The organism is Megasphaera geminata F0357, from assembly GCF_000239275.1.
Classification (GTDB): domain Bacteria; phylum Bacillota; class Negativicutes; order Veillonellales; family Megasphaeraceae; genus Megasphaera; species Megasphaera geminata.
The window spans coordinates 1-14,194 of sequence record NZ_JH417615.1; the positions used below are offsets into that span (position 1 = coordinate 1).

At 47.8% G+C, this 14,194-nt stretch carries 13 protein-coding genes; all 13 read left to right on the forward strand.

Going from position 1 to position 14,194, the window contains the following annotated elements; translation table 11 throughout:
* The first annotated feature begins 830 nt into the window (after positions 1-830).
* Positions 831-2,072 (forward strand): DUF2157 domain-containing protein, encoded by a 1,242-nt coding sequence (locus HMPREF0080_RS07935; protein WP_006790921.1) that lies wholly within the window; start codon positions 831-833, stop codon positions 2,070-2,072.
* Between the two features lie 408 nt (positions 2,073-2,480).
* A complete protein-coding gene (locus tag HMPREF0080_RS07940; protein WP_006790924.1) occupies positions 2,481-3,143 on the forward strand; it encodes a hypothetical protein in 663 nt (220 codons plus the stop codon).
* 21 nt (positions 3,144-3,164) lie between these two features.
* Positions 3,165-3,314 (forward strand): hypothetical protein, encoded by a 150-nt coding sequence (locus HMPREF0080_RS11050; RefSeq protein ID WP_006790925.1) that lies wholly within the window; start codon positions 3,165-3,167, stop codon positions 3,312-3,314.
* Positions 3,315-3,366: 52 nt separating this feature from the next.
* Positions 3,367-4,395: a hypothetical protein gene (locus tag HMPREF0080_RS07945; protein WP_006790926.1), complete on the forward strand. Its 1,029-nt coding sequence runs from the start codon at positions 3,367-3,369 to the stop codon at positions 4,393-4,395.
* 115 nt (positions 4,396-4,510) lie between these two features.
* Positions 4,511-5,746: an FprA family A-type flavoprotein gene (locus HMPREF0080_RS07950; RefSeq protein WP_006790927.1), complete on the forward strand. Its 1,236-nt coding sequence runs from the start codon at positions 4,511-4,513 to the stop codon at positions 5,744-5,746.
* Positions 5,747-5,767: 21 nt separating this feature from the next.
* Positions 5,768-5,923: a hypothetical protein gene (locus HMPREF0080_RS10080; RefSeq protein ID WP_006790928.1), complete on the forward strand. Its 156-nt coding sequence runs from the start codon at positions 5,768-5,770 to the stop codon at positions 5,921-5,923.
* Between the two features lie 82 nt (positions 5,924-6,005).
* On the forward strand, positions 6,006-8,708 hold the full coding sequence (locus HMPREF0080_RS11435; RefSeq protein WP_006790929.1) for a PD-(D/E)XK nuclease family protein: 2,703 nt from the start codon (positions 6,006-6,008) through the stop codon (positions 8,706-8,708).
* Positions 8,642-9,298, forward strand: a complete 657-nt coding sequence (locus HMPREF0080_RS11440) for a PD-(D/E)XK nuclease family protein (protein WP_172633490.1) — start codon at positions 8,642-8,644, stop codon at positions 9,296-9,298. The genes HMPREF0080_RS11435 and HMPREF0080_RS11440 overlap by 67 nt, the downstream gene beginning before the upstream one ends.
* 86 nt (positions 9,299-9,384) lie before the next feature.
* Positions 9,385-10,050: a UvrD-helicase domain-containing protein gene (locus HMPREF0080_RS11060; RefSeq protein WP_006790931.1), complete on the forward strand. Its 666-nt coding sequence runs from the start codon at positions 9,385-9,387 to the stop codon at positions 10,048-10,050.
* Positions 10,051-10,221: 171 nt separating this feature from the next.
* Positions 10,222-10,452 carry a hypothetical protein gene (locus tag HMPREF0080_RS11065; protein ID WP_245527266.1) on the forward strand — a complete coding sequence of 77 codons (231 nt, stop codon included), beginning with the start codon at positions 10,222-10,224 and terminating at the stop codon, positions 10,450-10,452.
* A complete protein-coding gene (addA, locus tag HMPREF0080_RS07965) occupies positions 10,442-12,991 on the forward strand; it encodes a helicase-exonuclease AddAB subunit AddA (protein WP_006790934.1) in 2,550 nt (849 codons plus the stop codon). The genes HMPREF0080_RS11065 and addA overlap by 11 nt, the downstream gene beginning before the upstream one ends.
* A 12-nt stretch (positions 12,992-13,003) precedes the next feature.
* Complete coding sequence (gene sdaAB / locus HMPREF0080_RS07970) at positions 13,004-13,663, forward strand: L-serine ammonia-lyase, iron-sulfur-dependent subunit beta (RefSeq protein ID WP_006790935.1); 660 nt, start codon at positions 13,004-13,006, stop codon at positions 13,661-13,663.
* Positions 13,664-13,672: 9 nt separating this feature from the next.
* Positions 13,673-14,194 (forward strand): L-serine ammonia-lyase, iron-sulfur-dependent, subunit alpha (locus HMPREF0080_RS07975; RefSeq protein WP_006790936.1); only part of this gene is annotated, 522 nt, incomplete at its 3' end.

Below are 14,194 nucleotides of genomic sequence, written 5' to 3' on the forward strand. Positions count from 1 at the left end.
CGGCGGTATCTTCCGCCGTATTTTTATTTTGCATTCCAAGGGAAAACAATATTGTCGTCCCATTACAAAAGCCTCCGCACAAAATGTACGGAGGCTTCTTTAGTGACCCGGTAGGGATTCGAACCATGGACCTACTGATTCGTAGTCAGTCACTCTATCCAACTGAGCTACCGAGTCATGACGAGGAGTATAGTCACAATGGAACTTCTCCCCTCCGTCGCTTAGATACGATTTTGCAGCCCGATACGCACGATGGGGAACCACGTATGAATGTATATGTATCGTCTTTCCATAACAGGTTTTTACAGACAAAAGAGCAATAATTTCCCGGAGTCTTTTCATTACAATTTTAAGGATCCACATCTGAAAGGCGGCAGCAGAAGCCTGCACGGTAATATCCGAGCTGTTTACCGCAACTTCAAGGACGGGGATTCTATAAAATCATAACTTTACGATTATCTATAACGAACTAATAGTCATAAAAATATGCCCGAAGTCAGTATAGTGTTATAATGTGATCCAGAAGGCAGAACGAGATGAAAAATGTACACAGTAAACATCCCGTATAAGTATCGACAAACTGCCAATCCGTTGTATGGATATGTCAATCCCCCGATGTATCATACAAATCGCTTTTAGAAGCGTTTCTGCAAAGCAGGCCGATGTGATATCCGCGTCGGCCTGCTTTCAGTTTTTATCTTAATATCATAAATACTTGTTTTATGGCGGGTTTATTTGGTTCATGCTTGTTTTATGGTATACTGTAATAGATAAATTAGATTAATTATTCTTTGTATTTTGTATATAGAGAGTTATCAGAGGTAAGAATAATGTCGGAAAAATCTTCGGAATGGCTTGAGCGGGAAGTGGATATATTAGTACAGGAAGGCCTTATTTCGGAATCGGCCAGAGAAAAGATTAAAGAACGATATAAGCTCAGGAAGAGACTTTCATTCTTTGCATGGTCTCCGGTAATGATACTGGTTATCATCGGCATGGTATTAGCATCTATCGGTGCATGTTGGCTTATTGCCAATATTTGGTATAACGTTTCCATGACGGTGAGACTTGCCTTTGCAGGTGTTTTATTGGTTCTTTCTCAAAGCGGTATCTTTGCCGGATTGATACAGGGAAAGCAGGCGCAACTTTCCGGTGAAATTGCCTGCCTCGTTCATTACCTGACTCTGTTTATGACTTTTGCCGTCGTTGAACAGACTTTTTATATTGGCTGGGACAGGCCGGCTTATATTGCGACATGTGCAATTTTAGGCCTTCCCGCTGTATATATTCTCCGGTCCATAGGCGGCGCTGTCGTCTATGCGCTTGCGTTACTCCTATGGGCGGCTGCGGGCGGTATGATCAACGCTCCCCTTGGCGTCGGCTCCGTTTGGCTTATGTTGATTTTAATGATGCCTTTATACGGCGTTTTTTATCGTCATGGTGATGAAGTTCGTCTCTCTTTGTTTGCCTGGCTTATGACAATTACTGTATATGCGGTTTTTGCAATGGTCATGATAGAAAGCGATTATATCCCGTTCTTAGTCTTAGGGACACTCGCGGTTGTCATGATGCTAACGGGATATTCCATTGATATACGGAAGGCGTACGGAACTCCTTTCCGTTGGTTCGGACGGATAGCGGCGATGGGAGCGTTGATCATTTCCACAGTACCGTCATCATGGTTCGGGATCGCCGATATAAAAGGATTTCATTGGTCGACGACGGGTATTACCGTTCTGCTGTTTTTCATTGGAGCCTTTCTTTTTTTGAAGAGAGTAAAAAAACGATTTTGGGCGCCTGCCATTTACGCGGCAATTCCCGTCCTTCTGGGAATAGAAACACTGTTTGTGCGGAGCGGCATTTATTCATCGCTGCCGTTGGTCCTTTCTTTCGTAGTTGCTCTTTTTATTTCATTTTATGAAATTGTGCAAGGGTTAAAGCCGGAGCACATGAATCATTTACGCTTCACGTGTTGTGGCGCTGTTATTTCTCATTGTTGCCGTTATCGGCGGCAATACGTTTTCTCCTTTTGTACCCGTTGCGGTCGTCATTATCGCGGCGTTCACCGTTAACCGGGTTTTGCGCTTACAGGAAAAGAGCAGAGGCAGGGGAGTCAGGTTTAATGGCAGTAAAACAGTGACCGCCGTGCGAAACGGCAGCAGAGGGAAAAATCGTAAAACAGCCTTCGATGCGGAACCGGCCACCCTAAAAGGGCGGGAACCGGACATGCCCGAATGGATGCGGACGGAGAAGAGTGCTGCGACCGTTGTCACACGTGAAGCGTAAAAGTCTCAATTTGTTCCGCCCGTATTCCGCAGTCCCGAGAGTGTGCCCGGATCGCCACCGAGTGTCCGGCGGACCGAAGTTGAACCGGTAGAAAAGAAACGCAGCGGATCACCCTGGGCGACGACGGAAAAGGATAAGCGGAAAGAAAAGAAAGAGCCTGTCCGCTCTCCATGGTCCGATGAAGGGGGCCTGCAATGATGAAAGTAAAACCTGTTTCTTTTTCCGTCAGCACCAGGACAGTGTATAAGGTTTTGATTGTCACTGTAATTTTTCAGCTGCTTTTCCTCTTTTACCATAGCTGGCGGTGGCGCAATATTACTGTTGACGGAATCCCTTATCAATGGCGTTGCGTGCTTCGTTTAGAGACGAGTGCTTTCGGTACGGATTATATACGGGTCGTTTTCCCGGAAGACACGACGACTTGGAATGACGAAGTCCTGCCCGTTAAGGGACAAGATGTTTATATTGCCATCAGTCAGGATCAACAGGGAATTATGGAAATAAAAGGGGCTTCAGCCAATGTACCGGCCGATCGCAGTGATTATATGAAAGCTGAAATTACAGCCGTCGACAGGGATTCCCGTACTGTTCAGTTTCAGGTCGGGTTCGATCGGTACAGAATCGCTCCTGAGTATACGGACGGCATTTATGATATTACCGGCAGCGACAGTGTTATTGCCAGCGTACGCATGAAAAAAGGAGACGGTGTCATTGAAGGGATTTTTGTTAACGGCATTCCCCTCGAGTCAAGCAGTACAGCTGCGGCACTGCAGGATAAACAGGGTGCCGACGTACAGGGGAAAAATCCTAAAGTGCGCATAGTGGAAAGCAGTATGGTACCGCCGAAAGAAGAATAGACAGCAGCTGAAAGTGAGGATATGATGAAACCTTATGCAAAAATAGGGCTTACCGTAATTCTGGCTTTGGCTTTTACACTTTTGACGGGCTTCAGAGCGCAGACGATCATTCATGATGACGGCAGCGAAACGCAAGATGTGCTGAAGGTTATCGACTCGAGGGGAGGATAAAAAGTCTCTTGATACGGATATAGACGAATTTCAAAAGCGTAACTATACGGTTATGGATTATGATAACGGAAACGGTAAAGGGTTCCGTGCGATGAAAACGCTGACGAGTGAAGGCGCCAACAGGAGTTCTGTCGACAGAATCGTACATAAGACGTTTGATGGCATCATTTGCACGATGTACTATATCGACTATACGTATACAAACGGCAGTATTGAGTATCTCCGCCTCGGCAAAGCCGTTCCTGAAGACGGTGTGGATCTGGAGTATATTGTGTCTTTCCCGTCGGGGACAGATGTTAAGAGTAACAGCCCTCATGCGGACGTACCGAGCCAGACCTATATGTGGCGTTTGTCCGGCAACAAATCTGAACCCGTTCGTCTGCAGGCAACTGTATGGCATAAGCTTACAATTTATACATTTTTATTCTTTATCGGCCTTATTTTATTTGCCGTTATTGTCATGGAACACCGCCGCAAAAGAGCCCGTAATTGGGATGAAGCGACGCGCCTGCGCCGCTATGAAGTGGCGTTTCTCTTTGTGCCTCTCTTTATGTTGGGGTATATGGCTTATGAATATTATGAAGGTACTCATATCACGTCGGGAACGCTTGCGAAAATTGCGGAACAGCAGCAGGAGGAACAGCGTGAGCGTGATGAAGAAGACAGAAAAGCAAAGGAAGCGGCAGCAAAAAAACAAAAAGACAGTGATGCCGCCGTTTCCCGTATTCGTTCCAAGGCGACGGATATTACCGATACATTGCGTGTCTTAACGACAAATTATGAGAACGGCAGATTAAGCAACAGCCAGGTTAAAGCGGAAGCAGCGACGATTGCCGATCGGGCGAGAGCGCTCCTGGATTCTGAGACAAGTTTAAGCGATGCCGATAAAGATGTGATCAATCAGCTTGTCGCGACGATTGTCGATGAAGCCGAGGGATTGGCATCTAAAGCGGAAGCAAAGGAAAAAGAGCTGGAAAAAGAAGCTGCTGCCGCTAAAAAGAAAAAAGCCGCTTCTGGTAATACTGACAGAAAAGGTACTGACAATAAGGATAACAGTAAAAACAATACACGGAAACGATAGAGGACTCTTATGACGGATATTACGTATTTTTCGGAAAAATGGTACAATACATAAAGTGGAAAGTTGTTACGAAAATAAGGAACCGCAGGTATAAAGGCAGAGGAGGGATTGACTGATGCACAGCGTTGAAGAAATTAAAAACAGTGTATATTGGATGGGTTGTAATGACTTTTTAACACCCCTTTTTGAACGGATTTTTCCGATTCCCTACGGTGTAAGCTACAACTCTTTCTTTATTGATGATGAAAAGACATGTGTGCTTGACGCCATGGACAAGAGCTGCCGTGACGAATTTTTGGAAGATATTGAATATCTTCTCCATGGGCGCCGGCTGGATTATTTCATTATTCAGCATATGGAACCGGACCATGCGAGTTCTGCACTCGCATTGGTTGAAAAATACCCGGACGTGAAAATTATCGGGCAGGCACAGACTTTTAAAATGTTTGAACAGTTTTACAGTGAAAACTACAAAGATAACTACATGCCTGTCAACGAGGGAGACCGGCTTGATTTGGGCAGGCATAAGTTACAGTTTATCAAAGCGCCTATGGTCCACTGGCCGGAAGTCATTATGACCTATGATTTGACCGATAATATTCTCTTTTCAGCAGACGCGTTCGGTATGTTCGGTACAGTCGGCAATATCTATGCCGACCAGGTGGATTTTGAAGAAGAATACCTTTCTGAAGCACGCCGTTACTATGTCAACATTGTCGGTAAATACGGCGCGCAAGTAATGGCGGTTTTAAAAAAGGCGTCGGCACTTCAAATCGACTATATTTGCCCGATTCACGGGCTTATTTTCCGTACGCCGGAGACCGTCAAATATATCATTGAAAAGCATCTCCATTGGGCGCAGTATATTCCCGAGAAGAAAGGCGTTGTCATTGCCTTTGCTTCCATTTACGGCAATACGGCCCGTGCGGCTTGTGTTTTGGCTAACAAGCTCAGCAAATTAGGCGTTCATAATGTTATGATGTATGATGTATCGAAGGTGCATCCTTCTTACATCAACGCTAAAGCATGGGAGTACAGTCATCTCGTTTTAGCATCGCCCACATATAACCTCAATCTGTTCCTGCCGATGGAAAATTTCCTTCATGATCTCGGCACGCTATGCTTTAAAAACCGTAAGATCAGTGTACTCGGCTGCCATACGTGGTCTTCCGTGGCTCATAAAGAATTGGTCAACTACGTGGAGAATGTATTTAAGAATTGTGAGCTTTTGCCGACAACGTTGGATATGAAGTCATCTCTCCATGCTGATCAGGAAACCGTTATTGATACAATGGCCAAAGAGATTGCCGACGATGTTGCGGCATATCCCGATCCGAATACATTACTCTAGGAAAAGGTTAGGTGAAGACTGATGATTATCCGTGACGACAGTGCAAAGAGCGGCGACCTTCACAAACAGGACAGGGCAAAGAATAAAGGTGAAGAATTAAAGGTCGATTTAGGCCGGCCTTTAACGGAAGAAGAAGAAAAGATCTTTGCTAAATTAAAAGAAGGGTTGCAGATGTAAGGACAAAAGTACCGGAATCATCATTCCGGTACTTTTTTGTGCGTTTCAATTCTGTTACGGCAATGAGTTAAGGGAGATACATATGGCGGTTACGATCCTTTTCGGAAAAGGAAACAGTGGAAAAACAAGCTATTGTTTTGATAGATTGATTACAGCGGCCGATGCGGGCAAAAAGACCGTTCTTCTCGTGCCCGATCAAGGGACGTATAATGCAGAACGACGACTTGCCGCGCACACGCGCCGTCACGGATTTATGGGAACCCGGGTACTCGGTTTTTCCCGTCTTGCATATCTTGTTTTACAGGAGCGGAACAGGGAAAAAACCGCTTTGAGCGATTTTGATAAACGCATTGTGCTGCGCCGGCTGACGGCAAAAAATACGGAGGCATTTTCTGTACTGCGGCAGGCCGCGGAGCAGCCTAATTTTGCGGAGATTCTTTCCGCTTTTATCGATGAGTGCCGTTCTTTCGATATATCGGCTGCCGCCTTGCAAGAAAGCGCCGCTGCTCTGGATGAAGGGGTGTTAAAACATAAACTGACCGATATTGCCTTTCTTTACGGTAAATATGAAGCTTATCTGGAAGAACGTTTCGGTTCGGCCCATGATGTTTTTTCGGCGCTGGCTGAAGAAGCCGGCAAAGTCGATTTTTTAAGGGATGCTCATATCTGGGTGGACGGATTTCAGTGGTTTACGCCGCAGCAGTTGCAGGTTCTCAAAGCTATCGCCGACGTATCCGAAGAAACGGTCATAACCCTGCCGATGGATCCGGAACACCGTACCCGGCAACGGCGGCCGACGGCACTTTACAGGAGAGCTTTCGAGGCTTTTGAAGAGTTGAGCATGCTTTTTCCGGCGATTCGTGTGGAAATCGTACCTGATTATGCCGCGTCGGAACTGCGTCGGTTCAGGGATACATTTTTTGAGCCCGTGCCGGAGACGGTCAAAACGCCCGTACAGGCCTTGCAGGTATGTGAGTGTACGGACAGACGCGTGGAAGTGGATGCCGTTGCCCGCAGGATCAAGACGCTCGTACAGGCCGGCCGACGTTATCGTGATATTACGGTTATAACGCGCAGCAGTGAGTCGTACAGTCGTCTTTGTGAACGTATTTTTGCAGAATATGATATTCCCTGTTTTACGGACTATCGTCGTCCTATGCATATCCATCCGTTATCGGAAGCGTTGACGGCTCTACTGGAAACGGTGCGTTTGAAATGGAGTCAGGAGGCTCTTTTCCGCCTTTTAAAGACGGATCTCATGCCGCTTGAACGGCGTGAAACGGACGATTTGGAACTATACTGTTCGGCCGCAGGAATACGTGCGTATCATTGGTACAAAGACGAAGACTGGCGGCGCATGCCGGAGGGGCTTGAAAATAAGGGCGCCGGGCTGGTGTATATTAACGGTATACGTAAGAGAGTGTACGATTTACTTTCGCCGTTATGGGAGGCCTTTGCCGGAACGGACAGTTTGCGTAACTTTTGCACTGCTCTTTGGCAGTGGTTGGAAGACGCTCATATCGGCAAAACACTGGCTGCCTGGCAGGCTGAGGCGCAGGAAGCGGGCTGTGAAGAAGAAGCCAGAGAACATGAACAAGTTTGGAAAAAAGTTATATCTCTTCTTGAGAGGCTTGTTGTCCTGTGCGGTGATGATGAAATGTCCGGGGCCGAGTTTACGGATATTCTGACGGAAGGGCTTGAAGAATTACATTTTACTTTAATTCCGCCCACGGCGGATCATGTTACAGTAACCTCGATTGAACGGGGGTATACAAGCCGCAGTCCCGTTATTTTTGTTTGCGGTGTAAACGACGGCGTCTTTCCTCTTCATCACGGTGAGGACGGATTGTTGAACGATAAAGAACGGCGTGCTTTAAAGAAAACGGGTCTTTCCTTGGGGCCGGACAGCCGTTTTCGTATTTTTCAGGAACGTTTTCTTTTCTATTTGGCCCTGACTCGAGCCGACAACCGGGTATATTTATCCTGGGCACTGGCTACGGAAGGCGGTGATGCACTGTTGCCTTCGCCTTGGGTCAGGCAGCTTGCGGAAAAAGGATATGTCGATATGATTGATAAAGAAGACGGAAGCGTTTCAGAGGAAAAGGCGGGACAATATCTCGTTGCCGTTCCGAAATCGTTCCGGAACTTGCCGTTCAGGCTCAGACCGGCTAAACAGGGCGAGCCTGTCGCCGATATTTGGTGGGCTCTCTATGATTGGGCTTGTTTGCACGGATATAATGAATACGTCCGAATGATGACGGCCGGTCTTTTTTATAAAAACGCGGCAGTACAGCTGCCTTTTGCCGTGATGAATAAGCTGTTCCTCAAGAATAGCGTTTTAAAAGGATCTGTCACTCTTTTGGAAAGATATAGGCGCTGTCCCTTTGCTTTTTTTGTACAGTACGGATTAAAATTATCGCAGCGGCTTATGTATTCTTTTACGGCTCCCGATTTCGGGACGGTCGTGCATGAGGTTCTGCGTGTTATCGGGAGTGAACTGTTGGGGGCAAATAAACAGTGGCGTGATTTAAAGGATGAAGAAATTGAACCGTTATGCCGCGAAAAAACGGATAAAATAGCGGCGGAAGCGGCCGGAAACATCCTTTTTTCCGATGCGTACTTTATGCAAATCAAGGAGCGGTTGATTGCGACTCTCGTCCGGACAGTTTATCAATTGAAGGCATTCACAGCAGTGTTTCCGCATTTTCCGTTAACGCTTTGGAAAAATCCTTCGGTCATAACGAAGCGTGGAAATACCCGGAATTTACCTTGCCGAACGGCGTAACCGTCCGCCTTACCGGACAGATTGACCGCATTGATACGTTGAGACGGGATAACAGGACCTTTGTGCTTATTATGGATTATAAATCGGGCCGGAAAGCGTTAACATTACAAGATGTTTACGACGGCCTGGAGCTGCAGCTGATGATATATATGGCTGTGTCCTTATATAATTTGGGAGATGCTGCCGTCCCCGCCGGCGCCGTGTATTGTCCTGTTCGCAATGATATAAGAAATGAAGCCGCCGATCCGGCTGAAGAAAAAAAGAAAGCTTTGTATATGCGGTCAAATCGGTTTGCCGGGTTTTATTTAAGCGAAACGGATGTGGCGGAGCTGTTGGATAAGACAGTTCTGGAAAATTCGTCGCCTTTTTCGGGGCTGCATATAAATCAAAAAGGGGTATTCAGCTCGTCCGCACGGGTTTATGACGAAGCGGGCTGGTCCGGATTGGTGAATTTGGCCGAAGCGCGTGTCCGGGAGATAGCCGAAAAGCTGACTGACGGGCGGATAGCCGTAGCTCCGGCCCGCTGGGGTAAAGCGTATGAACATAAAGCCTGTACCCCATTGTCCTTATACGGCGGTATGCCGCTTTGATTTGACTGCCGAGGACGGCAATAGATGGAATTTTGCAACGGCTAAAAAAGATGATGAAATTATGAAAGAGTTGGGAGGAGAAGAAAGTGACATGGACAAATCCGCAGAGTGAAGCCATAAAAAGCAGAAATCAAAACCTTCTCCTTGCTGCCGCGGCCGGTTCCGGTAAGACTGCGGTCTTGGTAGAACGCATTATTCAACGACTTTCAGAGAGCGGGCAGCCTCTTGATATTACGGAAATTCTGGTTGTTACCTTTACAAAGGCTGCTGCCGGTGAGATGCGCGAGCGCATAGGGGCGGCGTTGACGAAAAAGTTGGAAGAAGACGATGGGGCTCTTGCCGATGAAGTGAGGACGCATGTCGAGCAGCAGTTGGCCCTTTTGCCGGCGGCGAGCATTTCTACGTTCCATGCATTTTGCCAGCATGTTTTGCGTACCTATTTTTATACTATTGACCTGGATCCGCGGTTTACCGTTGCCAGGACGGAAGAATTGGAGATTTTGAGACAGACCGTGCTGGAAGACTTGTTTCTTGCCTGGTATGAAGATAAAGAAAAGGCGGCCGTCATCACCCGTCTCACCGACATATTCGGTAATGACAGAGGCGATGACAGACTCATGGATCTTATTGTACAGATATATGACTACAGCCGCAGCCGTCTTGGCCGACGGAATGGTTGCATCAGGCGACGACACAGTATGATTTGCCTGAAACGGCGGAGCTTGACGCTTTGCCTTGGGGAAAGCCGATAGTTACGGCCGTTAAGGCACGTCTGTCGCGATGTGTATCCTTATATGATGAAATAATGACGGAGGTAGTCAAGACGGCTGATACGGCGGTGTATAGGGAGTTTTTCGAGGCGGAAAGAAATCTGTTCCGAGCCGGTGCGGGCACCGATCCATGAGTCCGGGTTACGTCTTCTGTTGAGCGATTTAAAATTTAAGCGACTTCCGTCGTCAAAAAATTTTGATACGGCGGCCAAAGAGATTTGGGAGAGTGTCAGGGGACGGCGTGATAAAGCCAAAAAGATTTTTTCGGCTGTAAACAATGAATATTTTTCCGTATCTCCGTCCGCCTGGCTGAGCGGGATCCGGGAAGCCGCTCCCGTAATGAAGGCATTGGTCGATTTGGCGGAAGCTTTTTATGGCTTATAATGAGGCTAAAAAAGAAAAAAACTGGCTCGACTTCGGCGATTTGGAGCATCTTTGCCTGCGTGTCCTTACTGCACCGCGTTCCGAAGGAGAGGCGGTCGGTCCGTCACCGGCGGCACGGGAATTACAAAAGACATATAAGGAAATCCTTATTGATGAATATCAGGATACCAATGGGGTACAGGAGCTGATTATCGACCTTATTTCCAACGGATGTAATAAATTTATGGTCGGCGACATAAAACAAAGCATATATCGTTTTCGCTTGGCCGATCCGACCTTGTTCTTGGAAAAATATAAAACTTACAGCAGCCATGCCGGTGCCGCCGACCGCCGTATTGATTTGGCAACGAATTTTCGCAGTACACCGGCCGTCATTACGGCAACGAATGAAGTCTTTGCGTATGCCATGACGGAAAGTGCTGCCGGCATGTCATATGGAGACAACGAAAAACTTTACCTCGGCCGCGCGGATGAAGAAGCGGGGAGTGTGGAACTGCATTTGATCGATAATGCGGCGGCTGACGGTGAAGAAGAGGATGACGCGGTCGAACTGGATAATTTTGAACGACAGGCGCATGTTATTGCCGACCGTATCAGCGAATTAACGGCGGAAGTACCTGGACTTCACTACAGGGACATAGTCATTCTCTTGCGGGCGGCTTCGCAGAAAGCGGATGTATTGTTGCGGGTTTTGCGGACTGCCGGCATACCCGCCTTTGCGGAAGAAAAGGGCGGCTATTTCGATGTCATGGAAGTACAATTGATAACGGCCCTTTTGGCATGTATCGATAACCCCTGTCAGGATATTCCTTTAGCAGCCGTATTGCGTTCACCTATGGTCGGGCTTGATGAAGCGGCATTGGCTGAAATCCGCCTTACCTGCGACGGGTGGCTGTGGGATTGTTTACCTGCATATACAAAGGCGTCTGTGCCCGATACGCATGCCGACAAGATAACCCGTTTTCTTAAGCAAATGGATGCATGGCGTACATACAGCCGCCGCGCAGGTGTTGCCGATTTATTACAGCGCATATATGATGATACGGCTTATCTTGATTATGTCGGCGCTATGAAAAACGGGCCTGCGCGTCAAGCTAATCTGGAAGCTTTGTATGAACGTGCCAGGCAGTATGAAGAAGCCGGCTTTCGAGGGCTTTTCCGCTTTCTTAAATTTATTGAGAAAATGAAGAAAAGCGGCGTTGACTTGGCGCCGGCCCAACTTCTCGGCGAAGGTGAGAATGTCGTGCGTATTATGACAATTCACAAGAGCAAAGGGCTTGAGTTCCCCGTTGTCTTTCTGGCAAATACGGAAAAGAAGTTCAATAAAAAAGACATGCAGGCACCGGTGCTCTTCCATAAGGATTTAGGCATAGGTATTAAGAGCTTTGATCCTAAATGGCGTATTACGTGGCCGACTCTTATTTATAACGGTATTAAAGAGCAGACTCTGCAGGAGAACCGGGCGGAAGAAGAGCGGCTTCTCTATGTCGCCATGACACGCGCTAAGAGCAGGCTCGTCGTAGTCGGCTCCATGAAGCGGAAACGCGGCGGTACTGTTAAATCGGTCGCCGATTTTCTTGCTCCCTGGCGCCATACCCCCCGGCCTGAAACAGGGGATTCCTATTTGGATTGGATCATGCCGCCGGTGCTTGCCCAGGCGGGCTCACTGATGTTGGATACACGGATCCCGACTGAAAAAACAGAATTTCTGCAGCTCGGAATCTGGAATGTAGCCTTACGGTCGGTCGTGACAGATAAAGACGTTTCCTCCGTAATAACGGAAGCTGACCGGCGATTATTTGCCGTGCAGGCCGGCATTCCGACGGGTACGCCGATACCCGGCTGGCTTGACAGGATTCTTTCCTGGCAATATGCTTATAAAGCGGCTACCCGGACAACGGCGAAACTGTCCGTATCGGAAATTAAACGTCGACTTTATGAGGATGAAACGGCGGCTGCGGAGAGTAAGCGGCTTATTCAGGAAACAGGAGACGGTGACGATCCTTTTGCATATACTCCGGCATGGCTTGCCGAAACGGGGCAGGTCCGGAGCGATATCTTTGCCGGCACTGTTTACCATAAGGCGTTACAATATTTGGATGTCCATGCGGCGGAGGTTGGACGGCAGGTAACCCGCTGGCTGAGTGACGGCATATTTACGGATGAAGAAAAGGAGGTTCTTAATATTGCGGACTTAACGGCTTTCAGTAAATCCGAGCTGGCCGGGAGGATTGCCGCTTCTGCGGAAGTATATCGTGAATATCCTTTTTCGGTTCTTCTTGACAGTGAAATTGCGATGCCTGCGACTAAAGGTGAAAAAATCCTTGTTCAAGGGGTTATAGACTGTCTTTTTAAAGAAGACGGTAAGTGGGTTATTGTCGATTATAAAACGGATCGCCTTGAAGAGGAAGCCGCTTTTCGCAAAAGGTATACGGTCCAGCTGTCTCTTTATAAGAGAGCGGTAGAACAGATCAGCGGTATTGAGGTTAAAGAAGCCCTTATTTACAGTTCCCGTTTATACAAAACGATTAGTATATAAAAGGAGTACTATATGAGTATGTTTGATATTATCGGTCCGGTTATGATCGGGCCGTCCAGTTCTCATACTGCAGGAGCCGCCCGGATCGGCCTTATGGCGCGCCATATTTTCCATGAAGAGCCGGTTGAGGCGAGAATCACGGTATACGGGTCTTTTGCCAAAACCTATCGCGGGCACGGCACGGACCGGGCCCTTGCCGCCGGTATTCTCGGTATCGCAGCGGATGATGTCCGCTTGCGCCGCGCTTTTGAGATCGCGGCGGAACGACATGTAAAAATTACTGTTATGCCTTCACAAAAGGATGTCAACCATCCCAATACGGCCCGTATCCGTCTCATAGGCAGGACGGGTAAGGAATTGGAAATCCTCGGCGTTTCTCTTGGCGGCGGCAAGATTGAAATTCGTGAAATTAACGGCTTTGAGGCGATTCTTACGGGGGAAGAGCCTACGCTTATGACATTTCATCACGATAAACCGGGGATCATTTCTAAAGTTACCACCCTGTTGGCAGCTGAAGGAATCAATGTTTCCACAATGCGTGTCTTTCGCAGCGGTAAATATGAAAACGCTGTTATGATCGTCGGAACGGACGGCGTTGTGCCTGAAGATACGGTAGCGGAAATGAAGAATATTGACGGCATTAATACTGTTATTACGATATTGCCCTTATAGGAGACATGTATGTATCACTATGAATATAAAACGTTACATGATTTAGCAACCCTTGCCGACAGGTACGGGATTTCTCTTTCTGAAGCGGCATTGCGACACGAAATGGAAACAACTGAAACAGATGAGAAGGCCGTGCGTGCAACGATGGCGGAACGATTGGCCGTTTTTCATGAATCTATCCAATTCGGTTTAAAAAATTCGGAAAAATCGGTAAGCGGTCTTGTCGGCGGCGACGCGGCGAAACTTTCCGATAAGGGACCGCTGCTGCTCGGCTCTCTTGCCCATAAGGCGGCTACCTATGCTATAGCCGTCAATGAGGCGAATGCGAAGATGTTTAAAATCGTCGCTTGTCCGACGGCGGGTTCCTGCGGAATCCTGCCTGCCGCCGTACTTGCGGCGGCGGAAGTTCTGGGTAAGTGCGATGCCGATTGTATCGGGCCGCTTTATACGGCCGCCGCTGTCGGGTCGGTAGTTGCCAGAAATGCTTCGGTAGCCGGCGCTGTCGGCGGTTGCCAGGCTGAATGCGGTTCG